The following is a 25,741-nucleotide window of genomic DNA, read 5'->3' on the forward strand; positions in this document are numbered from 1 at the left end:
GCTGCGACTACGCGACATCGGTATCCGGCTTATCGCGCAACATGTTGATGATGCCAGAGAAATCCTTCTCCCCGACGCCCTCGTCGGCAAATCGCTGGTAGAGTTGCGCCGCCATCGCGCCAAGCGGCGTGGCTGCACCGGTCGTCTGCGCGGCCGTCTGCGACAGCTTGAGGTCCTTCAGCATCAGGCCTGCCGCGAAGCCGGGCTCGTAGGCGTTGTTTGCCGGCGATGTCGGAACCGGGCCCGGCACCGGGCAGTATGTCGTCAGCGACCAGCACTGGCCGGATGAAACGGAGGCGACATCATAGAGCGCCTGATGGCTGAGACCCAGCTTTTCGCCGAGCACGAAGGCCTCGCCGACGGCGATCATGCTGATGCCGAGGATCATGTTGTTGCAGATCTTGGCCGCCTGGCCGGCAGACGCATCGCCACAATGGATGATCTTCCTGCCCATTGCCTCGAAGATCGGACGGGCGAGGGCAAAGACGCCGGCCGCGCCGCCGACCATGAAGGTGAGCGTGCCGGCCGCAGCCCCGCCGGTGCCGCCCGAGACCGGGGCATCTAGCGCCGGGCAGCCCTTCGCAGCCGCCAGGGCATGCGCGTCGCGGGCGCTGTCGATGTCGATCGTCGAGCAATCGATCAGCAGCGTGCCGGCGGACACCGCGTCCATGAGTTCCTGCCACACCGAGATAACATGCTTTCCGGCCGGGAGCATGGTGATGACGGTGCCCGCCCCCGAAACCGTCTCGGAAAGAGAGGGGTATGTTGCTACTCCATTCTGCCGCGCAAGCTCCAGCGACGGCGCGGCCAGATCGAACCCGCGAACGTCATGGCCGGCCTTGACGAGGTTTGCCGCCATCGGGCCGCCCATGTGGCCGAGGCCGATGAATGCGATCGAGGTCATCTGCGTTCTCCTTGTCCCCTAGCCTTACGGAAAGAGCGGTTCGGACGATGGCCGGAAGAAGGCTGCAACCTCGTCATCCGTCACCTCGGCCAGCCGGGCGGGCCGCCACTGCGGATTGCGGTCCTTGTCGATCACCGCGGCACGCACGCCCTCGTAGAAGTCGTGGCTGCGGAGCACGGCCGCGGTGGCGGCGAACTCGTTTTCCAGGCACGCTTCCAACGAGGATGCCGCGCGTCCGAGGCGCAGCAGCCGCAGCGTGACCTTCAGGCTCAGCGGCGACTTCGTCTGCAGCACGGCGCGCGTCTGTTCCGCAAAGGGAGAACCGTCCCGCTCCAGCGCCTCAACGATCTCCTCGACGGCATCGAAGGCAAAGAGGCGGTCGATATCGGGCCGGTGCGGCGCAATGGTCGCCGGTTCCGGGGCTTCGGTGTGGGCGGCGATGGCTGCCGAGACGTCGGCACCGGTCGCGCCGGCCGGAAGGGCCGCCAGTGCCTCGATCAGCGTGGCAAGCCGACCGGACGGGACAAAGACATCCGCCAGGCCGAGGGCGAGGGCGTCGCCGGCCGAAAGCTGAGCGCCTGTCAGTGCCGCGTAAGTGCCGAGCTCGCCACCCTGCCGCGTCAGGAACCAGGAGGCGCCGACATCGGGGAAGAAACCGATGCCGGTTTCGGGCATGGCCAGACGCGTGCGCTCTGTCACGATCCGGTGGCTGCCATAGACCGACACCCCCACACCGCCGCCCATGACGATGCCGTCCATGAAGGCGACATAGGGCTTTTGCAGGCGCCCGAACCGGGCGTTCAGGCGGTATTCCTCGCGCCAGAAGGTGACCGGCGCGTCGGTGCCGGCCCTGCCGCCATCATAGATCATGCGGATGTCGCCGCCGGCGCAGAGCCCGCGTTCGCCCTCGCCGGTGACGAGCACCGCTGCGACCTGCGTGTCGTCCTCGAAGTCGTCCAGCGCCCGTTCGATGTCGCGCACCATCGCCAAGGTCAGGCTGTTCAACGCCTTCGGTCTGTTGAGCCGGATTCGGCCGAGCGCGCCGGTCCGTTCGACGAGCGTCTGGATCTCTGCCGCGGCCGCGGCCGTCGTTGCGGGGTCAGATGTGGAGGGCATGGCCAAGCGCCTTCAATGCGGCCTCCTGCAGGCCTTCGCTACGGGTGGGGTGGGCGTGGATGGTGCCGGCGATATCCTCCAGCCGCGCGCCCATTTCGAGGGCCAACGAAAATGCGCTGGAAAGCTCGGAGATGCCGGCGCCGACGGCCTGCAGGCCGAGCACCAGGTTGGTGTCGGCGCGCGCCACCACCCGGACGAAGCCGTCCTCGACCTCGGTGGTCATGGCCCGGCCGTTGGCGTTGAAGGGGAACTGGCCTATCCTGACCTCGTATCCCTGAGCGCGGGCCTCCTCCGGCGACAGGCCTACGGTGACGATCTCCGGATCGGTGAAGCAGACGGCGGGGATGGCGCGCTTGTCCCACGAACGTTTACGGCCGGCGACGATCTCGGCGACCATTTCGCCCTGTGCCATGGCCCGGTGCGCGAGCATCGGCTCGCCGGTGACGTCGCCGATCGCGTAGACGCCGCGCATGGAAGTGCGGCAGCGCTCGTCGATGCGGATGAAGCGGCCGGAACGGTCCAGGTCGAGTTCCTCCAGCCCCCAGTTCTCGGTGCGCGGCCTGCGGCCGACGGTGACGAGGATCCTGTCGGCGGGCAGCGACTGCTCTCTGCCGTCGGCGGTCTCGATCACTAGCGCGTCCCCCTGCCCGGCCAGCCCCTTGGCCTTGGTGTCGGTCAGGACCTGCACGCCGAGTCCGGCAAGGCGCTTGGCCACCGGCTTGACCAGCTCGGCGTCGTATTGCGGCAGGATCTGCGGGGTCGCCTCGACGACGGTCACTTCGCTGCCCATCTTGGCGAAGGCTGTGCCGAGTTCCAGGCCGATGTAACCGCCACCGACAACCACGAGCCGCCTCGGCACGGAGGTCAAGGACAGGGCCTCGGTGGACGAGATCACCGGGCCGCCGAAAGGCAGGAAGGGCAGTTCGACCGGCTCGGAGCCGGTGGCGATCACCACCGTCTCGGCGCGGATGAGCTGGGTACCGGTTTCCGTCTCGACCTCGACGGTCTTGCCGTCGCGGAAGCGGGCGGGCCCGTGGACGATCTTGACCTTCGCCTTGCGCAGCAGCCCCAGCACGCCGCTGTTCAGGCGACCGACGATGCCGTCCTTCCAGCGCACCGTCTGGGCGAGCTCGAGCTTCGGCTGCCCGACAGAGATGCCCAGCGCATCCGAGGCCGAGCTCATCTGGCGAACCTTGTCGAATTCCTCGGCGGCATGAATGAGCGCCTTGGAGGGAATGCAGCCGACATTGAGGCAGGTGCCGCCGGCCTTGACGGCCTCCACGATGACGGTGTCGACGCCGAGCTGGCCGGCGCGGATGGCGCAGATGTAGCCGCCGGGGCCGGCGCCGATGACGAGAAGCTTGCAGACGATCTCTTTCATTCGATCAGCCTTCGATGAAGATCAAAGCGGGGGTTTCGAGCAGGGCCTTGATCCGCTGGACGAAGGTCGCCGCGTTCCATCCGTCGACGATCCGGTGATCGAAGCTGGACGAGAGGTTCATGATCTTGCGCGGAATGAACTGCGTGCCGTCCCAGACGGGGCGGACGGCGATCTTGTTGACGCCGACAATCGCCACTTCGGGATGGTTGATGATGGGCGTGGTGACGATGCCGCCAAGCGCGCCGAGCGAGGTGATGGTGATGGTCGAGCCGGAAAGCTCCTCGCGCGCAGCGGTCCCATTGCGGGCTGCATCGGCGAGACGGGTGAGTTCGGCGGCACTGTCCCAGATCGTGCGCGCCTCGGCGTGGCGAACGACGGGGACGGTGAGGCCTGCCGGCGTCTGGGTGGCGATGCCGATATGGATGGCCGCACTTCGGGTGATGATGCCGGCATCGTCGTCGAAGGTGGCGTTGATACCCGGCTGCTCGCCCAGTGTCTTCACCATCGCCCGCATCAGGAAGGGTAGGATCGTCAGCTTCGGCTGGTCGGGCTTGCGGCCGTCATTCATCGTCGCGCGCAGGTCCTCGAGGTCGGTGACGTCCACCTCCTCGACATAGGTGATGTGGGGGATGCGCGTGGTGGCAAGGCGCATCTTCTCTGCGATGCGCCGGCGAAGCCCGGTGACCTTGATCTCCTCCGTGGCCGTCTTGCGGGCGAGGCCGGCGGGGGCTGCGGCCGGCTGAGCGCCACGTGCGAGGAACTGGTCGATGTCGTCATGGGTGATGCGGCCCGCAGGCCCGGTGCCCGCGACCTGGCGCAGGTCGATGCCGGCCTCCTGCGCCCGCAGGCGGACGGCGGGCGAGGCGAGCGGCTTCTCCACCGGTTCGCGTATGTCGCGCGGCACGGGCGCGGCAGCGGCCCGCTGCGGCGGTGGCGCTTCTAGCGTCTTCGCTTCGAAAGCGGTGGGACGAGGCTGCGGTACCTCCCCGACGGGCGCCTTCGCGGGCGGCTCCTCACCGGCCCGATCGGTGGCCGGCTCCGCCTTCTCCGCCGCTTCCCCGCCTGCAGCGACATCCGCCCGGGCAGACCCTTCGCCGGCAATCTCGATCCGCAGCAGCGGCGCCTTGACGGCGACCGTGTCGCCCACCTCGGCGCCGAGCCAGAGCACGGTGCCATCGACCGGGGAGGGGATCTCGACGGTCGCCTTGTCGGTCATGACGGCGGCGAGCACCATGTCCTCGCGCACCGGGTCGCCGGGCTTCACGTGCCATTCGACCAGCTCGGCCTCGGCCACGCCCTCCCCCACGTCGGGCATCTTGATGATGAATTCGCCCATCCCTTAGCCCTCCATCACTTCTCTCAAGGCCCGGCCGACGCGGGCGGGGCCGGGGAAATAGTCCCATTCCTGTGCATGCGGATAGGGCGTGTCCCAGCCGGTGACGCGGACGATCGGCGCCTCGAGGTGATAGAAGCAGTGCTCCTGGACCAGCGACACCACCTCGCCGCCGAATCCGGAGGTCAGCGTCGCCTCGTGCACGACGACGCAGCGGCCGGTCTTCTTGACCGACTGGACGATCGTGTCGAGGTCGAGCGGCAGCAGGCTGCGCAGGTCGATCACCTCGGCATCGATGCCGGTTTCCTCGGCTGCTGCGAGCGCGACATGGACCATGGTGCCGTAGGCGATCACGGTCACGGCTTCTCCCTGCCTGCGCACCTCGGCCTTGCCGATCGGGATGGTGTAGTGGCCGTCCGGCACCTCGCCGAGCTCGTGCTTCGACCAGGGGGTGACGGGCTTTTCGTGATGGCCGTCGAACGGGCCGTTGTAGAGCCTTTTCGGTTCCAGAAACATCACCGGATCCGGGTCCTCGATCGCGGCGATCAGGAGGCCCTTGGCGTCGTAGGGGTTGGAGGGGACGATTACCTTCAGGCCGCAGACATGGGTGAACAGCGCCTCGGGGCTCTGGCTGTGCGTCTGGCCGCCGAAGATGCCGCCGCCGGTCGGCATGCGCACGACGATCGGGCAGGTGAAGTCGCCGTTGGAGCGATAGCGGATGCGGGCCGCTTCCTGGGTGATCTGGTCGTAGGCCGGATACATGTAGTCGGCGAACTGGATCTCGATGCAGGGCTTCAGCCCGTAGGCCGCCATGCCGATCGCGGTGCCGAGGATGCCGGACTCGTTGATCGGCGCATCGAAGCAGCGGGTCTTGCCGTACTTCGCCTGCAGTCCCTGGGTGCAGCGGAAGACGCCACCGAAGTAGCCGACATCCTCGCCGAAGACGACGACGTCGTCGTCGCGGCCCATGGAGACGTCCATGGCGCTGCGCACGGCTTCGATCATTGTCATTCTTGCCATGTCAGTACCCTGCCTTCTGCCGCTGGCGGCGGATGTGGGCGGGCATCTCCGCGTAGACGCCCTCGAAGATGTCACGCACGGAGGGCCTGCCGCCGGCGTGCAGCGTGCCGTGGCTCTCGGCTTCTTTCTGCGCCTGGATCACCTCGTCGAGGATCTCGGCCTCGGCCTGGGCATGACGTTCCTCCGACCAGACGCCCCGGACGATCAGGTGCTTCTTCAGCCGCAGCACCGGGTCTCCCAGCGGCCAGGCCTCCGATTCGGTCTTGGGGCGGTAGGCGCTCGGGTCGTCCGAGGTCGAATGCGCTCCGACGCGGTAGGTGACGTATTCGATCAGCGTCGGGCCGAGATTGCGCCGCGCCCGTTCGGCCGCCCATTTCGCCACCGCGTAGACGGCGAGATAATCGTTGCCGTCGACGCGGAGCGCCGGGATCCCGAAACCGAGGCCGCGGGCGGCGAACGTGCCGGAGCCGCCGCGGGCGATGCCCTGGAAGGTGGAGATGGCCCACTGGTTGTTGACGATGTTGAGGATCACCGGCGCCTTGTAGGTGGAGGCAAAAACCAGCGCCGAATGGAAGTCGGATTCGGCGGTCGAGCCGTCGCCGATCCAGGCGGCAGCGATTTTCGTGTCGTTTTTGATCGCCGATGCCATCGCCCAGCCGACTGCCTGCACGTATTGTGTGGCGAGGTTGCCGGAGATGGTGAAGAAGCCGTGCTCCTTCGACGAATACATGATCGGCAACTGGCGGCCGCGCAGCGGATCGGCCTCGTTGGAGTAGATCTGGTTCATCATCTCGACCATCGGGTAGTCGTCGGCGATCAGCAGTCCCGCCTGCCGGTAGGTGGGAAAGTTCATGTCGCCCTTCACCAACGCCTTGCGGAAGGCGCAGCTCACTGCCTCCTCGCCGAGATGCTGCATGTAGAACGAGGTCTTGCCCTGCCGCTGGGCCATCAGCATGCGCGCGTCGAAGGCGCGCAGCTTCATCATGTTGCGCAGGCCCGTCAGCAGCTCTTCATCGGAGAGCAGCCCGGCCCAGGGCCCGACCGCCTCGCCGTCGCGGTTCAGGACGCGGATGATGGAGTAGGCAAGATCGCGGATCTCCTCCGACGCCACGTCCACCGGCGGCCGCGGCACGGAGCCGGCCTTCGGGATCTTCACGTTGGAAAAATCCGGCTGGCCGCCCGGCCGGACGGCAGGCTCCGGAACATGCAGGCTCAGATGCGGGACATCGGTCATGCCGTGTCGTTCCTCCCTCGCTGGCCGTTGCTTCCGCTGCTCCTTGCAGAAGGGCCGGCACTTAGAATGCTATAGATTGCGGGCAATGACGATGCGCTGGACGTCGCTCGTTCCCTCGTAGATCTGGCAGATGCGCACGTCGCGGTAGATGCGCTCCACCGGGTAATCGGCCATGTAGCCGTAGCCGCCGTGGATCTGGATCGCGTCCGAGCAGACCCTCTCGGCCATCTCGGAGGCGAAGAGCTTGGCCATCGATGCCTCGGTCAGGCAGGGCCGACCCTCCTCCTTCAATTGCGCCGCGTGCAATACCATCTGGCGGGCCACTTCGATCTGCGTCGCCATGTCGGCAAGACGGAAGGCCACGGCCTGATGGTCGACGATCGGCGAGCCGAAGGCGGTGCGCTCGCGGGCATAGTCGCGCGCCGCCTCGAAGGCCGAACGCGCCATCCCGACGGATTGTGCTGCGATGCCGATGCGCCCGCCTTCGAGGTTCGACAGCGCGATGCGGTACCCCTCGCCTTCGGCACCAAGGCGAAGATCGGCGGGAATTCGCATGCCGTTGAAGGCGATCTGGCAGGTATCGGAGGAATGAAGGCCGAGCTTGTGCTCGACGCGCACCACCTCGTAGCCCGGCGTGTCGGTCGGCACGATGAAGGCGGAGATGCCCTTCTTGCCGGCGTCGGGATCGGTGACGGCGAAGACGATGACGACGTTGCCGTTCTTCCCCGAGGTGATGAACTGCTTGGCGCCGTCGATGACGTAGTGATCGCCGTCGCGGCGGGCACGGGTCTTCAGGTTGGAGGCGTCGGAGCCGGCCTGCGGCTCGGTCAGCGCGAAGCCGCCGATCCATTCGCCGCGGCTAAGCTTCGGCAGGAAGCGCTGCTTCTGCTCCTCCGTCCCGTATTTCAGGATCGGCACGCAGCCGACCGAACTGTGCACGCTCATGATGGTCGAGCAGGGTCCGTCGCCGGCGGCGATCTCCTCCAGCGCCACGGCATAGGCCACCGTTCCCGTCTCCGAGCCGCCATAGCTGTCCGGCACCAGCATGCCGAGGAAGCCAAGCTCGCCCATCTCGCGCAGTTCCTCGCGGGGGAACCGGCTCGCAGTGTCGCGCTCGGCCGCACCTGGCATCAGCCGCTCGCGGGCGAAGTCGCGCGCCATGTCGCGAATCTGGATCTGCTCTTCGTTCAGGATCATCTGGCGGTCTCCTCCCCGAAACCGTTCTATTCGGATGTCAGTGAAGTTCGACGGCGAGTGCCGTCGCTTCGCCGCCGCCGATGCAGAGCGTCGCCATGCCGCGTTTCATGCCGTAGCGCTCCAGCGCCGAAAGCAGGGTGACCAGGACGCGGGCGCCGGATGCGCCGATCGGGTGGCCCAGCGCGCAGGCGCCGCCATGGACGTTGACCTTGTCGTGCGGCAGGTCGAGGTCGCGCATGGCCGCCATGGCGACGACGGCGAAGGCCTCGTTGACCTCGAACAGGTCGACATCCTTCAGGCCCCAGCCGGTGCGCTCGCTCAACTTGCGAAGCGCGCCGATCGGGGCGGTGGCGAAGAGGTTTGGCGCCTGCGAATGGGTGGCGTGGCCGACGATGGTGGCGAGCGGGTCGATGCCCTCGCGCTCGGCCTGCGAGCGACGCATCAGGACGAGGGCTGCGGCGCCATCGGAAATCGAGGAGGAGTTGGCCGCGGTTACCGTGCCGTTCTCGCGGAAGGCGGGCTTCAGCGTCGGGATCTTGTCGAGGCGGGCCTTGCCCGGCTGCTCGTCGCGTACGACGACCTGTTCGCCCCTGCCATTCCTCACCGTCACCGGCGCGATCTCGGCGTCAAAAGCGCCCTTCTCGATAGCGGCCTGTGCGCGCGTCAGCGAGGTCACGGCATAGTCGTCCTGCGCGGGGCGGGTAAACTGGTAGGCCTCGGCGCAGTCTTCGGCGAACGTTCCCATCAGGCGGCCTCTGTCATAGGCGTCCTCCAGCCCGTCGAGGAACATGTGGTCGACGACGCGGCCGTGGCCGAGGCGATAGCCGCTGCGGGCCCGATCGAGCAGATAGGGCGCATTCGTCATGCTTTCCATGCCGCCGGCGACGGCGACCGAGGCGCTCCCGGCGGCGATAAGGTCATGGGCCAGCATCACCGCCTTCATGCCGGAGCCGCACATCTTGTTTACCGTCGTGGCGCCCGTCGCATAGGGCAGGCCGGCCGCGATCGCCGCCTGCCTTGCCGGGGCCTGGCCCTGGCCGGCCGCAAGCACGCAACCGAAGATGATCTCGTCGATCGTCTCCAGCCCCACGCCGCTGCGGTCGAGGGCCGCGCGGATCGCGCTGGCGCCGAGCTGCGGCGCGGTCGCGTCCTTCAAGTCCCCCTGAAAGCCGCCCATCGGGGTGCGGGCCATGCCGACGATGACGACCGGGTCTTCCATTGCCATGCCATTTCCTCCCGAAACTTGGTCTGGACTGCCGTCCGGCGTCAGCGCGGCGCCATGCGCAGCGCGCCGTCGAGGCGAATGATCTCGCCGTTGAGCATTGCATTCTCGCAGATGTGGCGAACAAGCGCGGCAAATTCCGGCGGGCGACCGAGGCGCGCGGGGAAGGGTACGCTCTTTCCGAGCGCATCCTGCACGTCCTGTGGCATGCCGGCCATCATCGGCGTTTCGAAGATACCGGGCGCGATCGAAACGACGCGGATGCCGTATCTCGCGAGTTCGCGGGCGATCGGCAGCGTCATGGCGGCCACGCCGCCTTTCGAGGCGGCATAGGCTGCCTGGCCGATCTGGCCGTCGAAGGCTGCGACCGAAGCGGTGTTGACGATGACGCCGCGCTCGCCGTCCTCGCCCGCCGCTTCTTCTGCGATCGCGATAGCGGCGAGGCGGGTCATGTTGAAGGTCCCGGTGAGGTTGATGGCAATGGTGCGGGCAAAACTCTCCAGCCGGTGCGGGCCGTCGCGGCCGACCACCTTCTCCCCCGGTGCGATACCGGCGCAGTTGACCAGGCCGTGCAGATGGCCGAAGCGGGCCACAGCGGCGTCGACGGCCGCCTGCGCGTCCCGTTCCTCGGTCACGTCCGTGCGGATGAAAATCGCGACATCGCCGAGTTCGGCCGCGATATCCATGCCAGCCTGGACGTTGACGTCGGCGATCACGACATTTGCGCCCTCGCGTGCCAGCATGCGGGCTACGGCCGCGCCGAGCCCGGAGCCGCCGCCGGTGACGATGAAGGATTTGCCGCCGATCAGCATGGCACCGCTCCCACGATGCCGCGATCCGCGAATTGTTCGCATTGTGCCATGCAGTCCTCCCAGTCCTGCACACCTCGTCGAAAATTCTGCTTCGACGATCCGGCCAGATCCTATTCCGGCGCGATATTGCAAGCGATGACCGAAGCATCTCGATTTTCCGGCCGATTTTACCATATATCTTCAGTCATGACGATGACGGAAGCCGGCCGGCGGATGATATCACCCTCCTTCGTGGAGGAGGCGCTCGACTGCTTGCGGAGGCATGGCCGGGCGGTGGAGCCGGCGCTTGCCGCCGCGGGGCTGCCGGCAATCATCGACGCGCCGGTCTCGGCGGAGAGCTACGGGCGGCTGTGGCTGGCAATCGCGGTCGAGGTGGACGACGAATTTTTCGGTATGGGTGGCCGACCGATGCGGCGCGGCAGCTTCACCCTGCTCACCCATTGCGTCCTGCACGCCGGCACGCTGGAGCAGGCGCTGCGACGCGCGTTGCGCTTCCTCAACGTGGTGCTGGAGGATCCGTCGGGCCGGCTGGATGTTGCCGATGGGCTGGCGCAGGTCACGCTGTCGGATCGCGAGGGGCCGCGCTCGGCCTTCGCCTACCGCACCTACTGGATCCTGTTGCACGGCATCGCCTGCTGGCTGGTGGGACGGCGTATTCCCATCCGAGCCGTAGACTTCCGCTGCGCGGAGCCGAAGCAAGCGGCCGATTATAGGCTTTTCTTCGGCGCCCCGGTGCGATTTTCGCAGCCCGCAAGCCGCCTCGCCTTCGATGCCAGCGTGCTGAAGCTGGCGATTGCGCGCAACGAGCAGGCGCTGAAGCATTTTCTGCGCGGCGCGCCTGCGAACATCCTCGTGCGCTACCGCTATGACGCAGGATTGTCCGCCAGCGTGCGCCGGCGGCTGCGGCAGATGGCCCCCGCCGCCTGGAAAGGGTTCGACGATCTCGCTTCGCAGATGCGCATGTCGCCCTCGACCCTACGCCATCGCCTGCAGGCGGAGGGGCAATCCTATCTGGGCATCAAGGACGAGATCCGCCGCGACATGGCAATCGAAATGCTGCAGACAGGTTCGCTGGGGGTAGGCGCGATCGCGACGCGGCTCGGGTTTTCCGAGCCCAGCGCCTTTCACAGGGCATTCCGCAAATGGACCTCCAAGAGCCCTGCCGCGTTTCGTCGCGAGACGATGGCCCTTGCCGGAAAGGATGTTCATGGAAGCAGCGACCGCCCGGCGGGAAACGCCGTGCCTGACGATATGTGACGACTGCGTTCGCTGGGCGTGAATACAGTCGTAGAGCCGAATTTAATGGCCGCTTATGTGGCTACGTTTTCGGGGGCGAGAGCCGGAAAGCGCAGCGTGATCCGCGTGCCGCGGCGCTTCATTGCCGGACTTTCCGCCCTTATCTGGCCGCCCATCGCCTCGGTGAAGCCCTTTGAGATCGGCAGGCCCAGGCCGGCGCCCACCGGCCGGCCGTCGACATGACCGCGGCGATAGAACTTCTCGAACACGCGGTCGAGATCGGCGGGCTTGATGCCCTTGCCCTGGTCCGTGACCGAAATCACGATCTCGTTGCCTTCCTTGCGCGCATAGACGCTGATCGGTTCGTCGGCCCCGTGGCGCTTCGCGTTGTCGAGCAGGTTGGCAAGCGTCTGCGACAGCAGGCCCGCGTCGCCAGTCATCTCCAGCAGGCCCGGCGCGATGCTGGCCTCGAAGGCCTGACCAGGGAAAAGCCTTCGCGCGCGTTCGACCGCCGCGCGTACCACTTCGCCGACGTCCACAGGGTCGCGCTTGGGGCTCAGCGTTCCGGTCTCGATGCGGGTCATGTCGGCAAGGTTGCCGGCGAAACGGCCGAGCCGGTCACTTTCGGTTTCCAGCGTCTGAACCACCGTCTGGCGCTCATCAGGCGCAATCTCGCCGCCCCGGTCCTTCAGGGTCCTGACGGCGCCGGCAATCGCTGCGACAGGCGCCTTGAGGTCGTGGGTAATGGAGGACAGCAGCGCCGTACGGAAGCGCTCGCCTTCCAGCCGCGCTGCCTGCTCCAGGCTTGTACGCGACAAGCACGAGCGATCGATCGCGACGGTCGTCTGGTCGAGGATCGCCGCCAGCGTGCGCTCCTCGTTGATGTCGAGGTCACCGGCGGTCATGCCGACGCCGCAGACACCGACCGGCCCGTGCGGGCTCATCAGCGGGCGGAACTGGAAGGTGCTGTTGGGCAGCGTGGAGGTGCCGTGGCCGGCCATCTCCTGCTTGTCGAGCGCCCAGCGGGCGGCGGCCATGTCGGACACCCCAAGCTCGGTGTCCGGCGGCCACGCGGCTGACAGGTTCAGCTCTGCGCCTTCGGGCAAAAGCAACACGGCGTCGCGCTTCAGGCTTGCCTGCAGTTGCGACACCGACGCCCAAAGCACGTCGTCGGTCTTGAGCGTGCCGGAGAGCTTGCGCGAAAAATCGTAGAGCGCCTGCATCGCAGCCGCCCGCCGATAGGCAGCCTTGGCCTGGTCACGGATGCGCGCAGCGAGGCTGCCGGCCAGCACGGCTGCTGCGAGAAAGACGACGAGCGCGAAGATGGCATGCGGCTTGGCGACGGCCAGCGTGTGCAGCGGGTCGATGAAGAAATAGTTGTAGGCGAACAGCGACAGGAAGGCGGCGATGAAGGCGGCGGCGTAGCCTTCCAGCGCGGCGGCCACCAGCACCGCCATCAGAAACAACAGGCCGAGGTTCGGCAGTTCGATGAGGGCAGTGATGGCACGGCCGACAACGGTGGCCGCGCTGACCGTGGCGACGGCGATGCCGAACGGTCGCACCAGGGAACGCGCGCTGAAGGTCGCAGGAGCCCTCTTTTTCTTTGCCGGCGTTTCGTCCTGATCGGCCGTGACGAGATGCACGGCGATCCCGCCCGCCTCCTTGACGAGCGAATCCGCCAGCGATCGGCGTACGAAAAGCTTCCAGAGCGGCTGCTCATGCGCACCGATGACAATCTGGGTCACGTGTTCGCGGCGTGCGAACTTGAGGATTTCGGCGACGAAGTCCGTGCCGATGATACGACGGGTGTCGGCGCCGAGCTGTTCGGCGAGCCTGAAGGTCGCGTCCAGGCGCCGGACGGCCTCGCTGTCGCCGGTTTCGACATCGGCGTGTTCGATGCAGACGACGGTCCAGGAGGCGTTGAGACCCGTCGCCAGCCGGCCCGCGGTGCGAACCACCTTTTCCGAAAGCTGGTCCGGGCCGATGCAGACCAGCAGGCGTTCGGATGCGGCCCAGGCGCCCTCTATCGCGTTCTGCTTGAGATAGTTCACCACCTGGTCGTCGATGCGCTCGGCGGTGCGGCGCAGCGCCATCTCGCGTAGCGCCGTCAGGTTGCCGATCCGGAAGAAGCTCTCGATCGCGCGCGCGGCACTGTCTGGAACGTAGACCTTGCCCTCGTTCAGCCGCTTGATCAGATCCGCGGGCGGAAGATCGACGAGGATCACCTCGTCCGCCCGGTTGAGGACGCCGTCGGGAACCCGCTCGCGAACGGGCGTGCCCGTGATCTGCGCCACCACGTCCGAAAGACTTTCGAGATGCTGGATGTTCATCGCCGTCCAGACGTCGATGCCAGCGGCGACAAGCTCCTCTATATCCTGGTAGCGCTTGGGATGGCGGCTGTCTTCCGGGTTGCTGTGGGCCAGCTCGTCGACGATGATCGTCTGCGGCTTGAGGGCCAGAGCCGCATCGAGGTCGAATTCGTCGAGCACGTAGCCCTTGTACTCGACCGCCCGGCGCGGCAGGACCTGAAGGCCGGAAAGCAGGTTTTGCGTTTCCATGCGGCCATGTGTCTCGACCAGGCCGACGACCACTTCCGCGCCCTCGGCCCTGGCCTGCTGGGCCCGGGCGAGCATGGCGAAGGTCTTGCCGACGCCGGGGGCGGCACCGAGAAAGATCGTCAGCTTGCCGCGTCGTTCGCTGTCGGCCAGCGCCAGGAGCGCGTCGGGATCGGGGCGCCGTTTGGTTTCTCGGTCGGTATCCGCCATGACTGGCCTCAATTCCTTGAATGTCTGTGCCGCCGGAACGACCAGGCTTTGACATTAACGCTCTTTTGCGCGCAAACCGCCATACGCATCGTGTTTCGCCCGCAAGGCTGACGTCGTGGGCCGGGCTTCATATTTCCCAGGGCGCCGGCGATCAAGCCTGCAATGCCACGGTCGTCCTTCCGGCGGTGATGTCAACCAGCATCCGAACGATGTCGCCGGCTTGCGCTTCAGGCAGTGCCACGACGAGTTCGGCGCCGGTGGCGATGAAGGTTTCGCCGTCGATACGCACCTCGCGGAGTGCCGCAAGGCGTGCCTTTACCAGCGCAAGATCGGCGAAGACGCAGGTGATCCTGGCCTCGATGCGTGCGACGAGCTCCACCTTCTCCATCGCCCGCAGGCAGAGCGCCGCCGTGCCGCCATAGGCGCGGATCAGCCCGCCGCTGCCAAGAAGGATGCCGCCGAACCAGCGCGTGACCACCACTGCGACGCCATCGAGCGCCTGCCCGTCGATGGCCTGGAGGATCGGCTTGCCGCCGGTGCCGCTCGGCTCGCCGTCGTCGCTGAAGCGATAGACCTGTCCCAGCCGCCAGGCGAAGCAATTGTGATTGGCATCGGCGTGTGCGTGTGTCGCGATAAAGTCCTTTGCCGCCTGCTCGCCATCGATCGGCCCTGCCGCGGCGAGGAAGCGGCTCTTCCTGATGTCCTGTTCAAAGGTCGAGACGGCTTTGAGCGTGAACACGGCGAGGTGCCTCCTTCGATGCAAAAGTCACTGCCGGGAGCTCGTATCCCGTCGGAAACGAGGGTCTTGTCGCAGAACGCCGGCCGTCTTGCCAGTCCTTGCCTCTTTCCTGTCATTCGATGTCGCGAACCGGTGCGCCCCCTTTTTCGGCTCGACATAGCTTCGCTGACACACGGGCCTTGCAAAAGAGGCTGGCGGTTGAGATATCGACGCCGGCCGCGCGAATGGGAGCCAGGCACCCGATCCGGCCGCAGCGGGGAGCTGCGGGCATATCGACAGCGAGAGTGGAACCGATGAAGAGCTATGTACTGACCGTATCTTGCGTATCGACCCGCGGCATCGTCGCCGCGATCACGACCTATCTTGCCGACAAGGGGTGCAATATCGTCGACAGCTCGCAGTTCGACGACCTCGAAACAGGGCTGTTCTTCATGCGGCTGACCTTCATCAGCCAGGAGGGGGCCACCGAGGCCGACCTCATCGAAGGCTTCGAGCCGGTCGCCAAGAAGTTCGCCATGACCTGGCAATTCCACGACAGCGAGGAGCGAATGAAGGTGATGCTCATGGTGTCGCGTTTCGGCCATTGCCTCAACGACCTGCTTTATCGCTGGAAGATCGGCGCGCTGCCGATCGACATCGTCGGCGTCGTCTCCAACCATTTCGACTATCAGAAGGTCATCGTCAACCACGACATCCCCTTCCACCACATCAAGGTGACGAAGGAGAACAAGCCGCAGGCCGAGGCGCGGCTGATGGAGGTGGTCGAGCAGTCGGGCGCCGAACTGATCGTGCTCGCCCGCTACATGCAGGTGCTTTCCGACGCGGTCTGCAAGAAGATGTCGGGCCGGATCATCAACATCCACCACTCGTTCCTGCCGTCGTTCAAGGGCGCCAATCCCTACAAGCAGGCGTTCGAGCGCGGCGTGAAGCTGATCGGGGCCACGGCCCACTACGTCACCGAGGATCTGGACGAGGGTCCGATCATCGAGCAGGACGTGGCGCGCATAACCCATGCACAGAGCGCGGAGGACTACGTCTCGATCGGCCGCGACGTGGAGAGCCAGGTTCTCGCCCGCGCCGTGCATGCCCACATCCACCACCGCGTGTTCATGAACGGCAACAAGACCATCGTCTTTCCGGCAAGCCCCGGATCCTACAAGTCCGAGCGCATGGGCTGATTACCGAGACTGCGAAGACAAGGAGAGGCCGGCGGAGCGATCCGCCGGCCTTTCTCGTTTTCCAGCCGTACCGTTTCGGGCGGCGACGTGCTCAGAGACCGAAGGCGTCCTTGAACTGGTACCACCACGAGCCGATCGTCGAGTACTGGGCACGGAACATGCGTCCGCCGGGGAACGGGATCCAGGGCAGCTTTTCGAACTGGCTGAACCGGCTGACGTCGCCATGGATTGCTTCGCTGAGGATCTTGCCGAAGAGATGGGAACCGGTCACGCCATGGCCGCTGTAGCCGTGGGCGAAGTAGGTGTTCTTGCCGATCTTGCCCATCTGCGGCACGCGCGAGAAGGAAAGCGCAAAGTTTCCGCTCCAAGCATAGTCGATGTTCACGCCCTTCAAGGAGGGGAACACCTTTTCGAGGTTGGGCTTGAGCTTGGCGCGCACGTCGGCCGGGTCGGTGCCGCCATAGACGGTGCCGCCGCCGAAGATCATCCGCTTGTCGGCCGAGAGGCGGAAGTAGTCGAGGATGTAGCGCACATCCTCGACGCACATGTCGCTGGGAATCAGCGCATCGGCCCGTTCGGCGCCAAGCGGCTCGGTCGCGATCATCTGGGTGGAGACCGGCATGACGCGCGAGACGAGCTTGGGCACCACGTCGCCGAGATAGGCATTGCCGCAGAGAACGGCCACGTTGGCCGTCACACGTCCCCTGGCCGCGTGCAGTACCGGTTTTTCGGCTTCATGCTCGACCTTGGTTACGGGCGACTGCTCGTAGACCACGCCGCCCAGCGTTTCGAGCGCGGCGGCCTCGCCAAGGACGAGATTGAGCGGGTGCATGTGGCCACCGGTCTTATCGAGCATGCCGCCGACATAAGCGTCGGTGTTGACGAGCTTGCGGATGGCTTCCTTGTCGAGAAGCTCGTGGTCGTCCATGCCGTAGCTCTTCCAGAGTGCCTTCTTGTGCTCGAGCTCCTTCATGTGCGCTGCCGTGTAGGCGGCATAGATGTTGCCGGGCTTCAGATCGCACTCGATCCCGTACTGACTGACGATGCGGCGGATGATCTTGCCGCCTTCCTGCACCAGACTGCCGACGAAGACGCCTGCCGCCTCGCCGTAGCGGCGCCTGATCGTGTCAAGGCTGGCATTCAGGCCGTTGACGACCTGGCCGCCGTTGCGCCCCGAGGCGCCCCAGCCGACGCCTGCGCCTTCGATGACGACAACCTTGTAGCCAAGTTCGGCGAGATGGATCGCCGTCGACATGCCGGAGTAGCCGGCTCCAAGTACGGCGACGTCCGCGCGCACGTCCCCCTCGAGGATGCGGGGCGGGCGGTCGATGTTGCGGGAGGCGGCATAGTAGCTGGCGGGATAGCTGCCGTCGCCGGCATAGGATAGGTCGTTCTTGGTCATCAGACGATTTCCAGATAGGCGCTGAATTCGAAGTCCGTCACCTGCTCGGAGAAACCGGCGATCTCCTGCCGCTTGCAGGCGATCAGCATCGAGCGCAGTTCCTGATCAAATATTTCGGATACGATCGCCCCGTTCTCGAAGGCGGTGACTGCGGAGCCCCATTCGCTCGGGATGCGCGGCGCCTTGGTCTGGTAGGCGCGGCCGGCGACCGGCGTTGGCGGTTCCCATTTGTTGCGGATGCCGACCAGGGCTGCGCCAAGGATGCCGGCCATGACCAGATAGGGGTTGGCGTCGGCGCCGGCCACGCGGTGTTCGATGCGGCGCGAGGAGGGCTTGCCGCCGGGGATGCGGATCGCGGCGGTGCGGTTCTCGTAGCCCCAGGTGACCGAGGTCGGGGCATGGGTGTCGGGACGGAGCCTGCGATAGGAGTTGAAGTGCGGGGCGAACAGGAGCGTGGATTCCGCCATGCCGCGTGTGAGGCCCGCCACGGCGTGACGCATGATCTCGGAGCCTTCCGCCGTTCCGTCGTCGAAGACGTTGTTGCCGGCCTCGTCGATCAGGCTGAAATGCACGTGCATGCCGCTGCCGGAGCGCATGCCGTAGGGCTTGGCCATAAAGGTGGCGGCAAAGCCGTGCTTGCGTGCAACGCCCTTGATGATGCGCTTGAAGAAGAGGGCGTCGTCCGCCGCCTTCAGCGGATCGTCGGTGTGCATCAGGTTGATCTCGAACTGGCCGATGCCGTTTTCCGCGACCGCGGAATCGGCCGGCACGTTCTGGCGTTCGCATTCGGCATAGACGTCGGAGAAGAACTGGCCAAAATCGTCGAGTTCGTCGATCGAGAGGATCGCATCGGAATCGAGGCGCTTGCCGGTATAGGGCGAGATCGGCGGCTCGGCATGGTCTGGCTCGGAATCGATCAGGTAGAATTCCATTTCCGAGGCGACAACCGGGCGAAGCCCCAGCTCGTGGTATTGCCGAACGATGTGGGCCAGGGCCTGGCGCGGGTCGGCCAGGAAGGGCTCACCCGTCTCCTTGAAGAGCCACAACGGCACCACGGCGCTCGGCTTCAGCGTCCAGTTGACCGGCAGCGCGCCGCGGCCCGTGGGGCTGCAGATGCCGTCCATGTCGCCGCTGGCAAAGACATGCGAGGAGCCGACGATGTCCTCTCCCCAGATGTCGACGCCGACGATCGAGAGCGGCATGCGGATGCCGCCCTCCAGGATCTTTTTCGCCTGTCCGACGGGAACGCGCTTGCCGCGAAGGATGCCATTCAGGTCGCAGACGACCGCCTGGATGCTCTCCACCGATTCCGCATTTACAAGCCAGGCGTTGTCTTCGGTTTCGGACATGAACCCCTCAATTCTTCTTGCTGAAAGCGACCGTATTTTTCCGATATCACATATTGATTTTTGTGATCACATTTCCAAAATATGCACACTTACTTGTTTTCGGTCAAGCTGGTAAGACCGGGACACCACGGGCGCTGTCCTTGCGCCGGATACGCCTCGGGCTGCTCAGGAGGGGACCTTGGGAGCACTAATACTGGAGCCGCTGGCGCGGCCGGACGGGATGACGACCCACGAATACGCCCATCGGCGCCTGCGTCAGGCGATCATGGTCGGGTCGATCCGTCCGGGCGAATCGCTGACCATCCGCGGCATCGCGGAGGCGATGGAAAGCAGTCCGACACCGGTGCGCGAAGCGCTGCGCAGACTGTCCTCCGAAGGGGCGCTGAAGGTGCTGGACAACCGCCGCATCATGGTGCCGAAGATGACGGCCGAGCGCTTCGGCGAATTGATCGCGCTGCGTGCCGTTCTGGAGAAGCATGCCGCCCGACGCGCGGTCGCCCACATCACCGAGCGGCAGATCGACAGGCTCGTGGAGATCGACAAGGCGCAGGACGAGGCGATCGCACGTAAGGACAACGCGGCGGCGCTGCTGCTGAACCAGGAATTCCATCGCACGCTCTATACCGCCAATCCCGACCAGATCATCATGCCGATGGTGGAGAGCGTCTGGCTGCAGCTCGGTCCTTTCCTGGGGATCGCGATGGAACACGTCGCGCAGCTCTATTTCGTCGATCGCCACCAGGAGGCGATTGCCGCTTTGCGTAAGCGCGACGCGGATGCGGTCGCCGAGGCGATCAATGCCGACATCTGCGAGGGGATCGGGGGGTTCGAGCGGGCCGCGATCGAGAACCTGCTGCGACTGGCCCGGCAATAGCAGAATTCGGCTGCGGTTGTCTGTGGCGCCTTTCGGTGGGACAGTTGCGCTCTGCGTTCAGCAGGATGCCGTATCCGAAGGGTGTCGACATGGATGACCAGAGCGATATCGATGCCATTCGCGAACTGCTCGCCTCCAAGCAACGACCCGTCGGATGGGCTGCGCGACGACAACGCCTCGATGAAATCGGCTCGGTCTGGCCGGTGGCGGATGATATCACGCTGGAAGCGGTCGATATCGACGGCATCGCCGCAGAGTGGTCCATTGCACCTGGAAGCGACGCTTCACGGGTCCTCCTCTACTTTCACGGCGGCGGCTACTGCTCGGGTTCGATCCGAAGCCACCGGCGTCTCGTTACCGAGGCCGGACGCGCGGCGGGCGTGCGTACGCTTGCGATTGCCTATCGGCTAGCACCGGAGGCCCGGTTTCCGGCAGCCCTGGACGACGCCATGAAGGCATGGCGGTTCTTGCGGCGCAGCGGCTTCGCCGCCGAGCGCATCGTCGTCGGGGGCGACAGTGCCGGCGGCGGCATGACCCTTGCACTGCTGACAAGCCTGCGCGACCAGGGCGCCGCGCTGCCGGTCTGCGGCTGGCTCATTTCGCCCTGGACGGACATGACGCTATCAGGCGCGACGCTTGCCACCAAGGACTCCGTCGATCCGCTCATACATGCAGCCTACCTGGCAGAACTTGCCGATGCTTATCTCGGCCCCGGCATCGACCGCCACGATCCGCGCGTTTCGCCACTTCATGCCGATCTCAAAGGATTGCCACCTCTGCTGATTCAGGTGGGTTCTGCAGAGACGCTTCTTGCCGACGCGACGCGGCTTGCAGAGGCTGCCGGTGCGGCGAATGTCGCAGTCACGATGGAGATCTGGCCACGCATGATTCATGCCTGGCCATTGTGGAACGCCCGCCTCAAGGAAGGCCGCGAGGCTCTGGTCGCCGCGGGTGCGTTCATGCGGCAGCATATCTAGCCACCGGCGTCGCAGGCATCCCGCGTTCCCTCGTGCCGGCCTGCCTTGCCTCGCAGCGTCCGCTGTGCATGATCGCGGCAAGCAAAGCGGAAATTCGGGGCCCGGCATATGAAAACGGATGTCATCGTACTTGGCGCAGGGGTGGTCGGCATTTCAACGGCGATCCATCTGGCGCGGCGCGGCAAATCGGTCGTTCTGGTCGACCGCAGGGGGCCGGCGGAGGAGACCTCCTACGGCAATGCCGGGCTCATCCAGCGCGAGGGCGTCTTTCCCTACGGTTTTCCGCACGATTTCGGCGCCCTGTTCCGCTACGCGCTGAACAACACGATCGACGCGCATTATCATCTCTCGGCGCTGCCGGGCCTCGTGCCCTTCCTGCTGCGCTACTGGTGGCATTCCGGTTTCACGCAGCACCAGCGGATCGCCCATCTCTATGCGCCGCTGATCGAAAATTCCGTGAGCGAACATGCGGACCTCATCAAGGCATCCGGCGCTGAGGCGCTGATCCGCAAGGATGGTTGGATGAAGGTCTTCCGCACCGAAAAGGCGCGCGATGCGGCCTATGCCGAGGCAGAGCAGCTTTCGGCCAAGTTCGGCGTCAACCACCAGAAATTTACCGGCGAGGAGATGCGGCAGATCGAGCCCCATATCCGCGCCGAGTTGACGGGCGGCCTGCGCTGGACCGATCCGTGGTCGATCCTCGATCCCGGCGGGCTGATGAAGGCCTATGTGGCCTATTTCCAGTCTCTCGGCGGCGTTCTGATGGCAGGGGATGCCGCGACCATCGAGCACGTGCTCGAAGGCGAGGGCTGGCGGATCGCCACGCCCGAAGGGCCGCTGGAAGCGACCGACGTCGTCGTTGCGCTCGGTCCCTGGGCGGATACGGTGACACGCAAGTTCGGCTATCATTTCCCCCTGGCGGTCAAGCGCGGCTACCACATGCACTATGGCGCGGCCGAGGGGGCGAAGCTCAACAACTGGGTGCTCGATTCCGAGCGCGGCTATTTCCTGGCGCCGATGAACCGCGGTATCCGGCTGACGACGGGGGCGGAGTTCGCCAAGCGCGACACCCGCAAGACACCGGTACAGCTTCGCCGGGCGGAGCGGGTGGCGCGGGAATTCTTCCCGCTCGCCGAACGACGCGACGAGGAGCCGTGGATGGGCGCGCGCCCCTGCACGCCGGACATGATGCCGGTGATCGGCAAGGCGCCACGGCATGCGGGGCTGTGGTTCGCCTTCGGCCATGCTCACCACGGCATGACGCTCGGGCCGGTGACCGGGCGGGCGCTGGCCGAGGCCATGCTCGGTGAGAAGACGATCGTGGATCTTGCGCCCTATCGCCCGGATCGCTTCCTGGCGTAGCACTGGCGGATTGAGTGCGCGTATGCGGATGGCGATCAGAAGTAGCCGCCAGCTAACGTTCTTAGCCGGCTAACGAAGGATCCGCGTCGACAGTATGATCGACGACAGAGTTCGCTCCACGCCGTCTATCTCGCCGATCCTGTCGATCAAGTGATCCAGTTCGGCGATCGAGGCGGCCGCGACGATGGCAATCAGGTCGAACGAGCCGGAAACGGAGTGCAGCGCCCGCACCTCTGCGATCGCGTGAAGCTCGTTGGTGATGCGCGAAAGCGTCTTCGGCGCGATCGTGATCAGCACGTGCGCTTTTACCATGCCGCCTTCATAGGCGTCGGACAGCCGCACGCCGTAGCCGGTGATGACGCCTTCGCGCTCGAGCCGTTCGATCTTGGCCTGTACCGTGGTGCGCGACAGGCCGAGCTTGCGGGCGATGGCAGCCGTCTGCTCGCGGGCGTTCTCGCTGAGGATCGCCAGAAGCTCGCGGTCTTTCGCGTTCAGTGTCATATTGCTCATTGCCATCGTCATTCCGCCGATTTCTGCTTCTCAATATGCCAGATCTGCAGCTGTGAATCGACTCTTTCCAACGGCAGAATCACGATGAAATTCAGCCTGCGGGGAAAAACAAAATGAAAGACATCGTCGTTATCGGTGCTGGAAAAATCGGCTCCACCATTGCGCGCCTTCTGGCGCACAGCGGCGACTACCGGGTGACGGTCGCCGACCGTGCCGCTGACCAGCTTGCCGCCATCGAGGCGCACAAGGACGTCACCACTGCCGTCGTCGATATCGCCGACGCGGCAGCACTCGTCGCGCTGCTGAAGGGCAAGTTCGCGGTCCTGAGTGCTGCGCCCTATCACCTTACGGTCGCGATCGCCGAGGCGGCCGCCTCGGCCGGCATCCATTATCTCGACCTCACCGAGGACGTGGAATCGACCCGGCAGGTAAAGCGGATCGCGGAGAAGGCGGAAACGGCCTTCATCCCGCAATGTGGCCTGGCACCGGGCTTCATCTCGATCGTTGCCAACGACCTTGCCAGTCACTTCGATACGCTCGACAGCGTGCGCATGCGTGTGGGCGCGCTGCCGCAATACCCATCGAACGCGCTGAACTACAACCTGACCTGGAGCACGGACGGCGTCATCAACGAATATATCGAGCCCTGCGAGGCGATCGTCGAAGGCGCCCTGATCGAGGCTCCGGCGCTGGAGGAGCGCGAGGAATTCTCGCTCGACGGCGTCACCTACGAGGCCTTCAACACGTCGGGCGGCCTCGGCACGCTCTGCGAAAGCCTGAAGGGGAAGGTGCGGACGCTGAACTACAAGACGATCCGCTACCCGGGGCACGCCGCGATCATGAAGGCGCTGCTCAACGATCTCGGTCTTCGTCATCGCCGCGAGGTGTTGAAGGACATCTTCGAGAACGCGCTGCCGACCACGACGCAGGACGTCGTCATCGTCTTCGTCACCGTCTCCGGCCGCAAGGACGGTCGCCTGATCCAGGAGACCTACGCCAACAAGGTCTATAGCGCGGTCATTGCAGGGCGCATGCATTCGGCGATCCAGATCACCACGGCCGGTTCGATCTGCGCCGTGCTCGACATGCTGGCCGACGGCACGCTGCGGGCGAAGGGCTTCGTGCGGCAGGAGGAAATCTCGCTGGACAGCTTCCTGGCCAACCGCTTCGGACATTACTATGCGCAGGAACACCACGGCCACCGCGCGGCAGGCTGATCGCACCTGTAAAGGCATAGTTATACCGATTGACGCCCCGGCTTGACCGGGGCGTTTCGGTTTGAACGGCGCTGTGGTTGACGTGCAGGTGTCGGGGCCCCTAGCAAATGCCATCGCGTGCGGAACTGGCGGAGGAGCTGTTGTCTGTGCGGCTGGATCCGCTTCGAGGCCGAGGGAGACCCCGAAAGACCTCACACCTGCTCATGCGGCCTGTGCCGCCGGCACACCGGAGCGCTTACGGTTGCCTGGGTGGAATACCCGCGTGACCGCGTACGCTGGGTGGGGCCGGGCGGAGCGCCTTCCACCTTTCGTTCCTCGGATTATTCCAGCCGCGCGCTCTGCAGCCGGTGCGGCAGCTCGATTGGCGCGATCGACGACGAGCCCACCATTGCCCTCCTCATGGGCGGTTTCGACGCGATCGACGACAAGGCGCTCGCTCCTGAATACCATTCGTTTGAGGACGCGTTGCCGGAATGGTGGAGCGCTCATGGCGCCTGCCGAAACGCTGGGTCGAGCGCCGCGCCATCGCGTTAAGCGGTCTATCTTCAGACGCGGAGATCGGGATTTGGCGAAGCGCCCCTCGCCCCCCTCCCCGTCCACGGGGAGAAGGTAGCGGCAGCCGGATGAGGGGCAAGGCCCCGTCCTCAGCCGGCGGGACGTGTCACGCGAGCTTCGCGCACGCCTCAGCAATGTGCTTCAGCGCCTCTTTCAACTCCGCTTCCGAAGTCGCATAGGAGATGCGGAAGTACGGCGACAGGCCGAAGGCGGAACCGGGGACGACGGCGACGTGGGCTACTTCCAGAAGGTAGTCGGTGAAATCGGCGTCGGTTTCGATCGTCCTGCCTGCGGGCGTCTTCCTGCCGATCAGTCCGCCGCAACCGGCAAAAGTATAGAAGGCACCTTCGGGCGTACGGCAGTCGATGCCGGGGATTGCGTTCAGCGCTGCGACGACGAGATCGCGGCGGCGCTTGAAGCTTTCCTGGCGCTCCTTCAGGAAATCCTGCGGCCCATTGAGCGCTTCGACCGAGGCCGCCTGGCTGACGGATGAGGGGCACGACGTTGCCTGGCTCTGGATCACCGCCATCGCCTTGATCAGCGCCTTCGGACCGCCGGCATAGCCGATGCGCCAGCCGGTCATCGCGTAGGCCTTGGAGACGCCGTTGATGGTCAGGGCGCGGGCCTTCAGCTTCGGCTCAAGCGCCACCGGGGTGACGAAGCTGAAGCCGTCATAGACGATGTGCTCGTACATGTCGTCCACCATCAGCCAGACATGTGGGTAGCGCAGCAGCACATCGAGCAACGGGCGATAGTCCGCCTCGCCGTATGCGGCACCCGAAGGGTTAGACGGCGAGTTCAAAAGCACCCAGCGGGTCTTTTCCGTGATCGCCTGTTCGAGTTGTTCGGCCTTCAGGCGAAAACCGGCCGTGGCATCGCAGGGGATCAGCACCGGCACGCCGCCGCAGATCTCAACGATATCCGAATAGGAGGTCCAGTAGGGCGTCGGGATGATCACTTCGTCGCCGGGGTTGATGCTTGCCATGAAGGCGTTGAACAGGATCTGCTTGGCGCCTGTCCCGACCGTGACTTCGTCCAGCGCGTAGTCGACGCCGTTTTCGCGAAGAAACTTTGCCGCGATCGCCTTCTTCAGCTCCGGCGTGCCGTCAAGCGCGGTGTATTTCGTCTCGCCGCGATCGATCGCAGCCTTGGCCGCCTGCTTGACGTTGTCGGGCGTGTCGAAATCCGGCTCGCCCGCCCCGAGGATGATGACGGGCAGACCGTCACGCTTCATCGCCGCGGCGCGGGCGCCGATCTGCAGGATTTTGGAAACGCCGATCGAGGCGATCCGCGAGGCGGGCTTGAAGCCCGCCTCCTCAATCTTGGTCGCAATGGTCATAAGCTGCGCTTCCTCTATC

General features: G+C 65.5%; 22 protein-coding genes. 7 read left to right on the plus strand and 15 right to left on the minus strand.

Features of this window, described 5'->3' with window-relative positions:
• Positions 1 to 7 precede the first annotated feature (7 nt).
• The 9 genes from mmsB to CRO48_RS07805 all read right to left on the minus strand — a co-directional run bounded on the left by mmsB (position 8) and on the right by CRO48_RS07805 (position 10,219).
• Positions 8 to 904, minus strand: coding sequence for a 3-hydroxyisobutyrate dehydrogenase (gene mmsB, locus CRO48_RS07765; RefSeq protein ID WP_097137859.1), 897 nt, complete (start codon positions 902 to 904; stop codon positions 8 to 10).
• A 24-nt stretch (positions 905 to 928) separates the two neighbouring features.
• Positions 929 to 2,020, minus strand: coding sequence for an enoyl-CoA hydratase/isomerase family protein (locus CRO48_RS07770; protein WP_097137861.1), 1,092 nt, complete (start codon positions 2,018 to 2,020; stop codon positions 929 to 931).
• A complete protein-coding gene (lpdA, locus tag CRO48_RS07775; protein WP_097137863.1) occupies positions 2,004 to 3,401 on the minus strand; it encodes a dihydrolipoyl dehydrogenase in 1,398 nt (465 codons plus the stop codon). Before lpdA ends, CRO48_RS07770 begins: the two co-directional genes overlap by 17 nt.
• A 4-nt stretch (positions 3,402 to 3,405) precedes the next feature.
• Complete coding sequence (locus CRO48_RS07780; RefSeq protein ID WP_097137865.1) at positions 3,406 to 4,737, minus strand: dihydrolipoamide acetyltransferase family protein; 1,332 nt, start codon at positions 4,735 to 4,737, stop codon at positions 3,406 to 3,408.
• Positions 4,738 to 4,740: 3 nt separating this feature from the next.
• Positions 4,741 to 5,754 carry an alpha-ketoacid dehydrogenase subunit beta gene (locus CRO48_RS07785; protein ID WP_097137867.1) on the minus strand — a complete coding sequence of 338 codons (1,014 nt, stop codon included), beginning with the start codon at positions 5,752 to 5,754 and terminating at the stop codon, positions 4,741 to 4,743.
• Position 5,755: 1 nt separating this feature from the next.
• Positions 5,756 to 6,988, minus strand: coding sequence for a 3-methyl-2-oxobutanoate dehydrogenase (2-methylpropanoyl-transferring) subunit alpha (locus CRO48_RS07790; RefSeq protein WP_097137869.1), 1,233 nt, complete (start codon positions 6,986 to 6,988; stop codon positions 5,756 to 5,758).
• 69 nt (positions 6,989 to 7,057) lie between these two features.
• Positions 7,058 to 8,185, minus strand: coding sequence for an acyl-CoA dehydrogenase family protein (locus CRO48_RS07795; RefSeq protein WP_097137871.1), 1,128 nt, complete (start codon positions 8,183 to 8,185; stop codon positions 7,058 to 7,060).
• A gap of 37 nt (positions 8,186 to 8,222) precedes the next feature.
• Positions 8,223 to 9,410: an acetyl-CoA C-acyltransferase gene (locus CRO48_RS07800; protein ID WP_097137873.1), complete on the minus strand. Its 1,188-nt coding sequence runs from the start codon at positions 9,408 to 9,410 to the stop codon at positions 8,223 to 8,225.
• A gap of 41 nt (positions 9,411 to 9,451) precedes the next feature.
• A complete protein-coding gene (locus CRO48_RS07805; RefSeq protein ID WP_097137875.1) occupies positions 9,452 to 10,219 on the minus strand; it encodes an SDR family NAD(P)-dependent oxidoreductase in 768 nt (255 codons plus the stop codon).
• 192 nt (positions 10,220 to 10,411) lie between these two features.
• Between CRO48_RS07805 and CRO48_RS07810 the strand changes: the two genes are divergently transcribed.
• A complete protein-coding gene (locus CRO48_RS07810) occupies positions 10,412 to 11,476 on the plus strand; it encodes an AraC family transcriptional regulator (protein ID WP_097138058.1) in 1,065 nt (354 codons plus the stop codon).
• Between the two features lie 53 nt (positions 11,477 to 11,529).
• Here CRO48_RS07810 and CRO48_RS07815 read toward each other — a convergent pair whose 3' ends face one another.
• On the minus strand, positions 11,530 to 14,220 hold the full coding sequence (locus CRO48_RS07815; protein ID WP_097137877.1) for a sensor histidine kinase: 2,691 nt from the start codon (positions 14,218 to 14,220) through the stop codon (positions 11,530 to 11,532).
• 151 nt (positions 14,221 to 14,371) lie between these two features.
• The gene (locus CRO48_RS07820) at positions 14,372 to 14,959 is read right to left on the minus strand and encodes an IMPACT family protein (RefSeq protein ID WP_097137879.1); all 588 of its coding nucleotides are present in this window, start codon (positions 14,957 to 14,959) and stop codon (positions 14,372 to 14,374) included.
• A gap of 293 nt (positions 14,960 to 15,252) precedes the next feature.
• On the opposite strand from CRO48_RS07820, the gene purU reads away from it, so the two are divergent.
• Positions 15,253 to 16,137 (plus strand): formyltetrahydrofolate deformylase, encoded by an 885-nt coding sequence (purU, locus tag CRO48_RS07825; RefSeq protein WP_097137881.1) that lies wholly within the window; start codon positions 15,253 to 15,255, stop codon positions 16,135 to 16,137.
• Positions 16,138 to 16,228: 91 nt separating this feature from the next.
• On the opposite strand, the gene CRO48_RS07830 is transcribed toward purU, so the two are convergent.
• Together CRO48_RS07830 and CRO48_RS07835 are read right to left on the minus strand one after the other, a co-directional pair.
• A complete protein-coding gene (locus CRO48_RS07830; protein ID WP_097137883.1) occupies positions 16,229 to 17,539 on the minus strand; it encodes an NAD(P)/FAD-dependent oxidoreductase in 1,311 nt (436 codons plus the stop codon).
• A complete protein-coding gene (locus CRO48_RS07835) occupies positions 17,539 to 18,888 on the minus strand; it encodes a glutamine synthetase family protein (RefSeq protein WP_097137886.1) in 1,350 nt (449 codons plus the stop codon). Before CRO48_RS07835 ends, CRO48_RS07830 begins: the two co-directional genes overlap by 1 nt.
• Positions 18,889 to 19,108: 220 nt before the next feature.
• Here CRO48_RS07835 and CRO48_RS07840 point away from each other — a divergent pair, with 220 nt between their 5' ends.
• The 3 genes from CRO48_RS07840 to CRO48_RS07850 all read left to right on the plus strand — a co-directional run bounded on the left by CRO48_RS07840 (position 19,109) and on the right by CRO48_RS07850 (position 22,101).
• Positions 19,109 to 19,762, plus strand: a complete 654-nt coding sequence (locus CRO48_RS07840; protein ID WP_097137888.1) for a GntR family transcriptional regulator — start codon at positions 19,109 to 19,111, stop codon at positions 19,760 to 19,762.
• 89 nt (positions 19,763 to 19,851) lie between these two features.
• Positions 19,852 to 20,739, plus strand: coding sequence for an alpha/beta hydrolase (locus CRO48_RS07845; protein ID WP_097138060.1), 888 nt, complete (start codon positions 19,852 to 19,854; stop codon positions 20,737 to 20,739).
• A gap of 108 nt (positions 20,740 to 20,847) precedes the next feature.
• Positions 20,848 to 22,101 (plus strand): NAD(P)/FAD-dependent oxidoreductase, encoded by a 1,254-nt coding sequence (locus tag CRO48_RS07850; RefSeq protein WP_097137890.1) that lies wholly within the window; start codon positions 20,848 to 20,850, stop codon positions 22,099 to 22,101.
• A 69-nt stretch (positions 22,102 to 22,170) separates the two neighbouring features.
• Here CRO48_RS07850 and CRO48_RS07855 read toward each other — a convergent pair whose 3' ends face one another.
• Entirely contained in the window at positions 22,171 to 22,602 is a 432-nt protein-coding gene (locus CRO48_RS07855; RefSeq protein WP_097138062.1) for an Lrp/AsnC family transcriptional regulator, read from the minus strand.
• A 122-nt stretch (positions 22,603 to 22,724) separates the two neighbouring features.
• On the opposite strand from CRO48_RS07855, the gene CRO48_RS07860 reads away from it, so the two are divergent.
• Positions 22,725 to 23,828, plus strand: coding sequence for a saccharopine dehydrogenase family protein (locus tag CRO48_RS07860; protein WP_097137892.1), 1,104 nt, complete (start codon positions 22,725 to 22,727; stop codon positions 23,826 to 23,828).
• Between the two features lie 117 nt (positions 23,829 to 23,945).
• Complete coding sequence (locus CRO48_RS07865; RefSeq protein WP_097137893.1) at positions 23,946 to 24,362, plus strand: GFA family protein; 417 nt, start codon at positions 23,946 to 23,948, stop codon at positions 24,360 to 24,362.
• Between the two features lie 127 nt (positions 24,363 to 24,489).
• Here CRO48_RS07865 and CRO48_RS07870 read toward each other — a convergent pair whose 3' ends face one another.
• Positions 24,490 to 25,722: a pyridoxal phosphate-dependent aminotransferase gene (locus CRO48_RS07870; RefSeq protein ID WP_097137896.1), complete on the minus strand. Its 1,233-nt coding sequence runs from the start codon at positions 25,720 to 25,722 to the stop codon at positions 24,490 to 24,492.
• Between the last annotated feature and the right edge of the window lie 19 nt (positions 25,723 to 25,741).

The organism is Rhizobium subbaraonis (assembly GCF_900220975.1).
Lineage (GTDB): Bacteria > Pseudomonadota > Alphaproteobacteria > Rhizobiales > Rhizobiaceae > Mycoplana > Mycoplana subbaraonis.

Coding starts and splice junctions, on each gene's coding strand:
- mmsB (WP_097137859.1), bottom strand. CDS start 904: ATGACCTCGATCGCATTCATCGGCCTCGGCCACATGGGCGGCCCGATG.
- CRO48_RS07770 (WP_097137861.1), bottom strand. CDS start 2,020: ATGCCCTCCACATCTGACCCCGCAACGACGGCCGCGGCCGCGGCAGAG.
- lpdA (WP_097137863.1), bottom strand. CDS start 3,401: ATGAAAGAGATCGTCTGCAAGCTTCTCGTCATCGGCGCCGGCCCCGGC.
- CRO48_RS07780 (WP_097137865.1), bottom strand. CDS start 4,737: ATGGGCGAATTCATCATCAAGATGCCCGACGTGGGGGAGGGCGTGGCC.
- CRO48_RS07785 (WP_097137867.1), bottom strand. CDS start 5,754: ATGGCAAGAATGACAATGATCGAAGCCGTGCGCAGCGCCATGGACGTC.
- CRO48_RS07790 (WP_097137869.1), bottom strand. CDS start 6,988: ATGACCGATGTCCCGCATCTGAGCCTGCATGTTCCGGAGCCTGCCGTC.
- CRO48_RS07795 (WP_097137871.1), bottom strand. CDS start 8,185: ATGATCCTGAACGAAGAGCAGATCCAGATTCGCGACATGGCGCGCGAC.
- CRO48_RS07800 (WP_097137873.1), bottom strand. CDS start 9,410: ATGGCAATGGAAGACCCGGTCGTCATCGTCGGCATGGCCCGCACCCCG.
- CRO48_RS07805 (WP_097137875.1), bottom strand. CDS start 10,219: ATGCTGATCGGCGGCAAATCCTTCATCGTCACCGGCGGCGGCTCCGGG.
- CRO48_RS07810 (WP_097138058.1), top strand. CDS start 10,412: ATGACGGAAGCCGGCCGGCGGATGATATCACCCTCCTTCGTGGAGGAG.
- CRO48_RS07815 (WP_097137877.1), bottom strand. CDS start 14,220: ATGGCGGATACCGACCGAGAAACCAAACGGCGCCCCGATCCCGACGCG.
- purU (WP_097137881.1), top strand. CDS start 15,253: ATGAAGAGCTATGTACTGACCGTATCTTGCGTATCGACCCGCGGCATC.
- CRO48_RS07830 (WP_097137883.1), bottom strand. CDS start 17,539: ATGACCAAGAACGACCTATCCTATGCCGGCGACGGCAGCTATCCCGCC.
- CRO48_RS07835 (WP_097137886.1), bottom strand. CDS start 18,888: ATGTCCGAAACCGAAGACAACGCCTGGCTTGTAAATGCGGAATCGGTG.
- CRO48_RS07840 (WP_097137888.1), top strand. CDS start 19,109: ATGACGACCCACGAATACGCCCATCGGCGCCTGCGTCAGGCGATCATG.
- CRO48_RS07845 (WP_097138060.1), top strand. CDS start 19,852: ATGGATGACCAGAGCGATATCGATGCCATTCGCGAACTGCTCGCCTCC.
- CRO48_RS07850 (WP_097137890.1), top strand. CDS start 20,848: ATGAAAACGGATGTCATCGTACTTGGCGCAGGGGTGGTCGGCATTTCA.
- CRO48_RS07855 (WP_097138062.1), bottom strand. CDS start 22,602: ATGACACTGAACGCGAAAGACCGCGAGCTTCTGGCGATCCTCAGCGAG.
- CRO48_RS07860 (WP_097137892.1), top strand. CDS start 22,725: ATGAAAGACATCGTCGTTATCGGTGCTGGAAAAATCGGCTCCACCATT.
- CRO48_RS07870 (WP_097137896.1), bottom strand. CDS start 25,722: ATGACCATTGCGACCAAGATTGAGGAGGCGGGCTTCAAGCCCGCCTCG.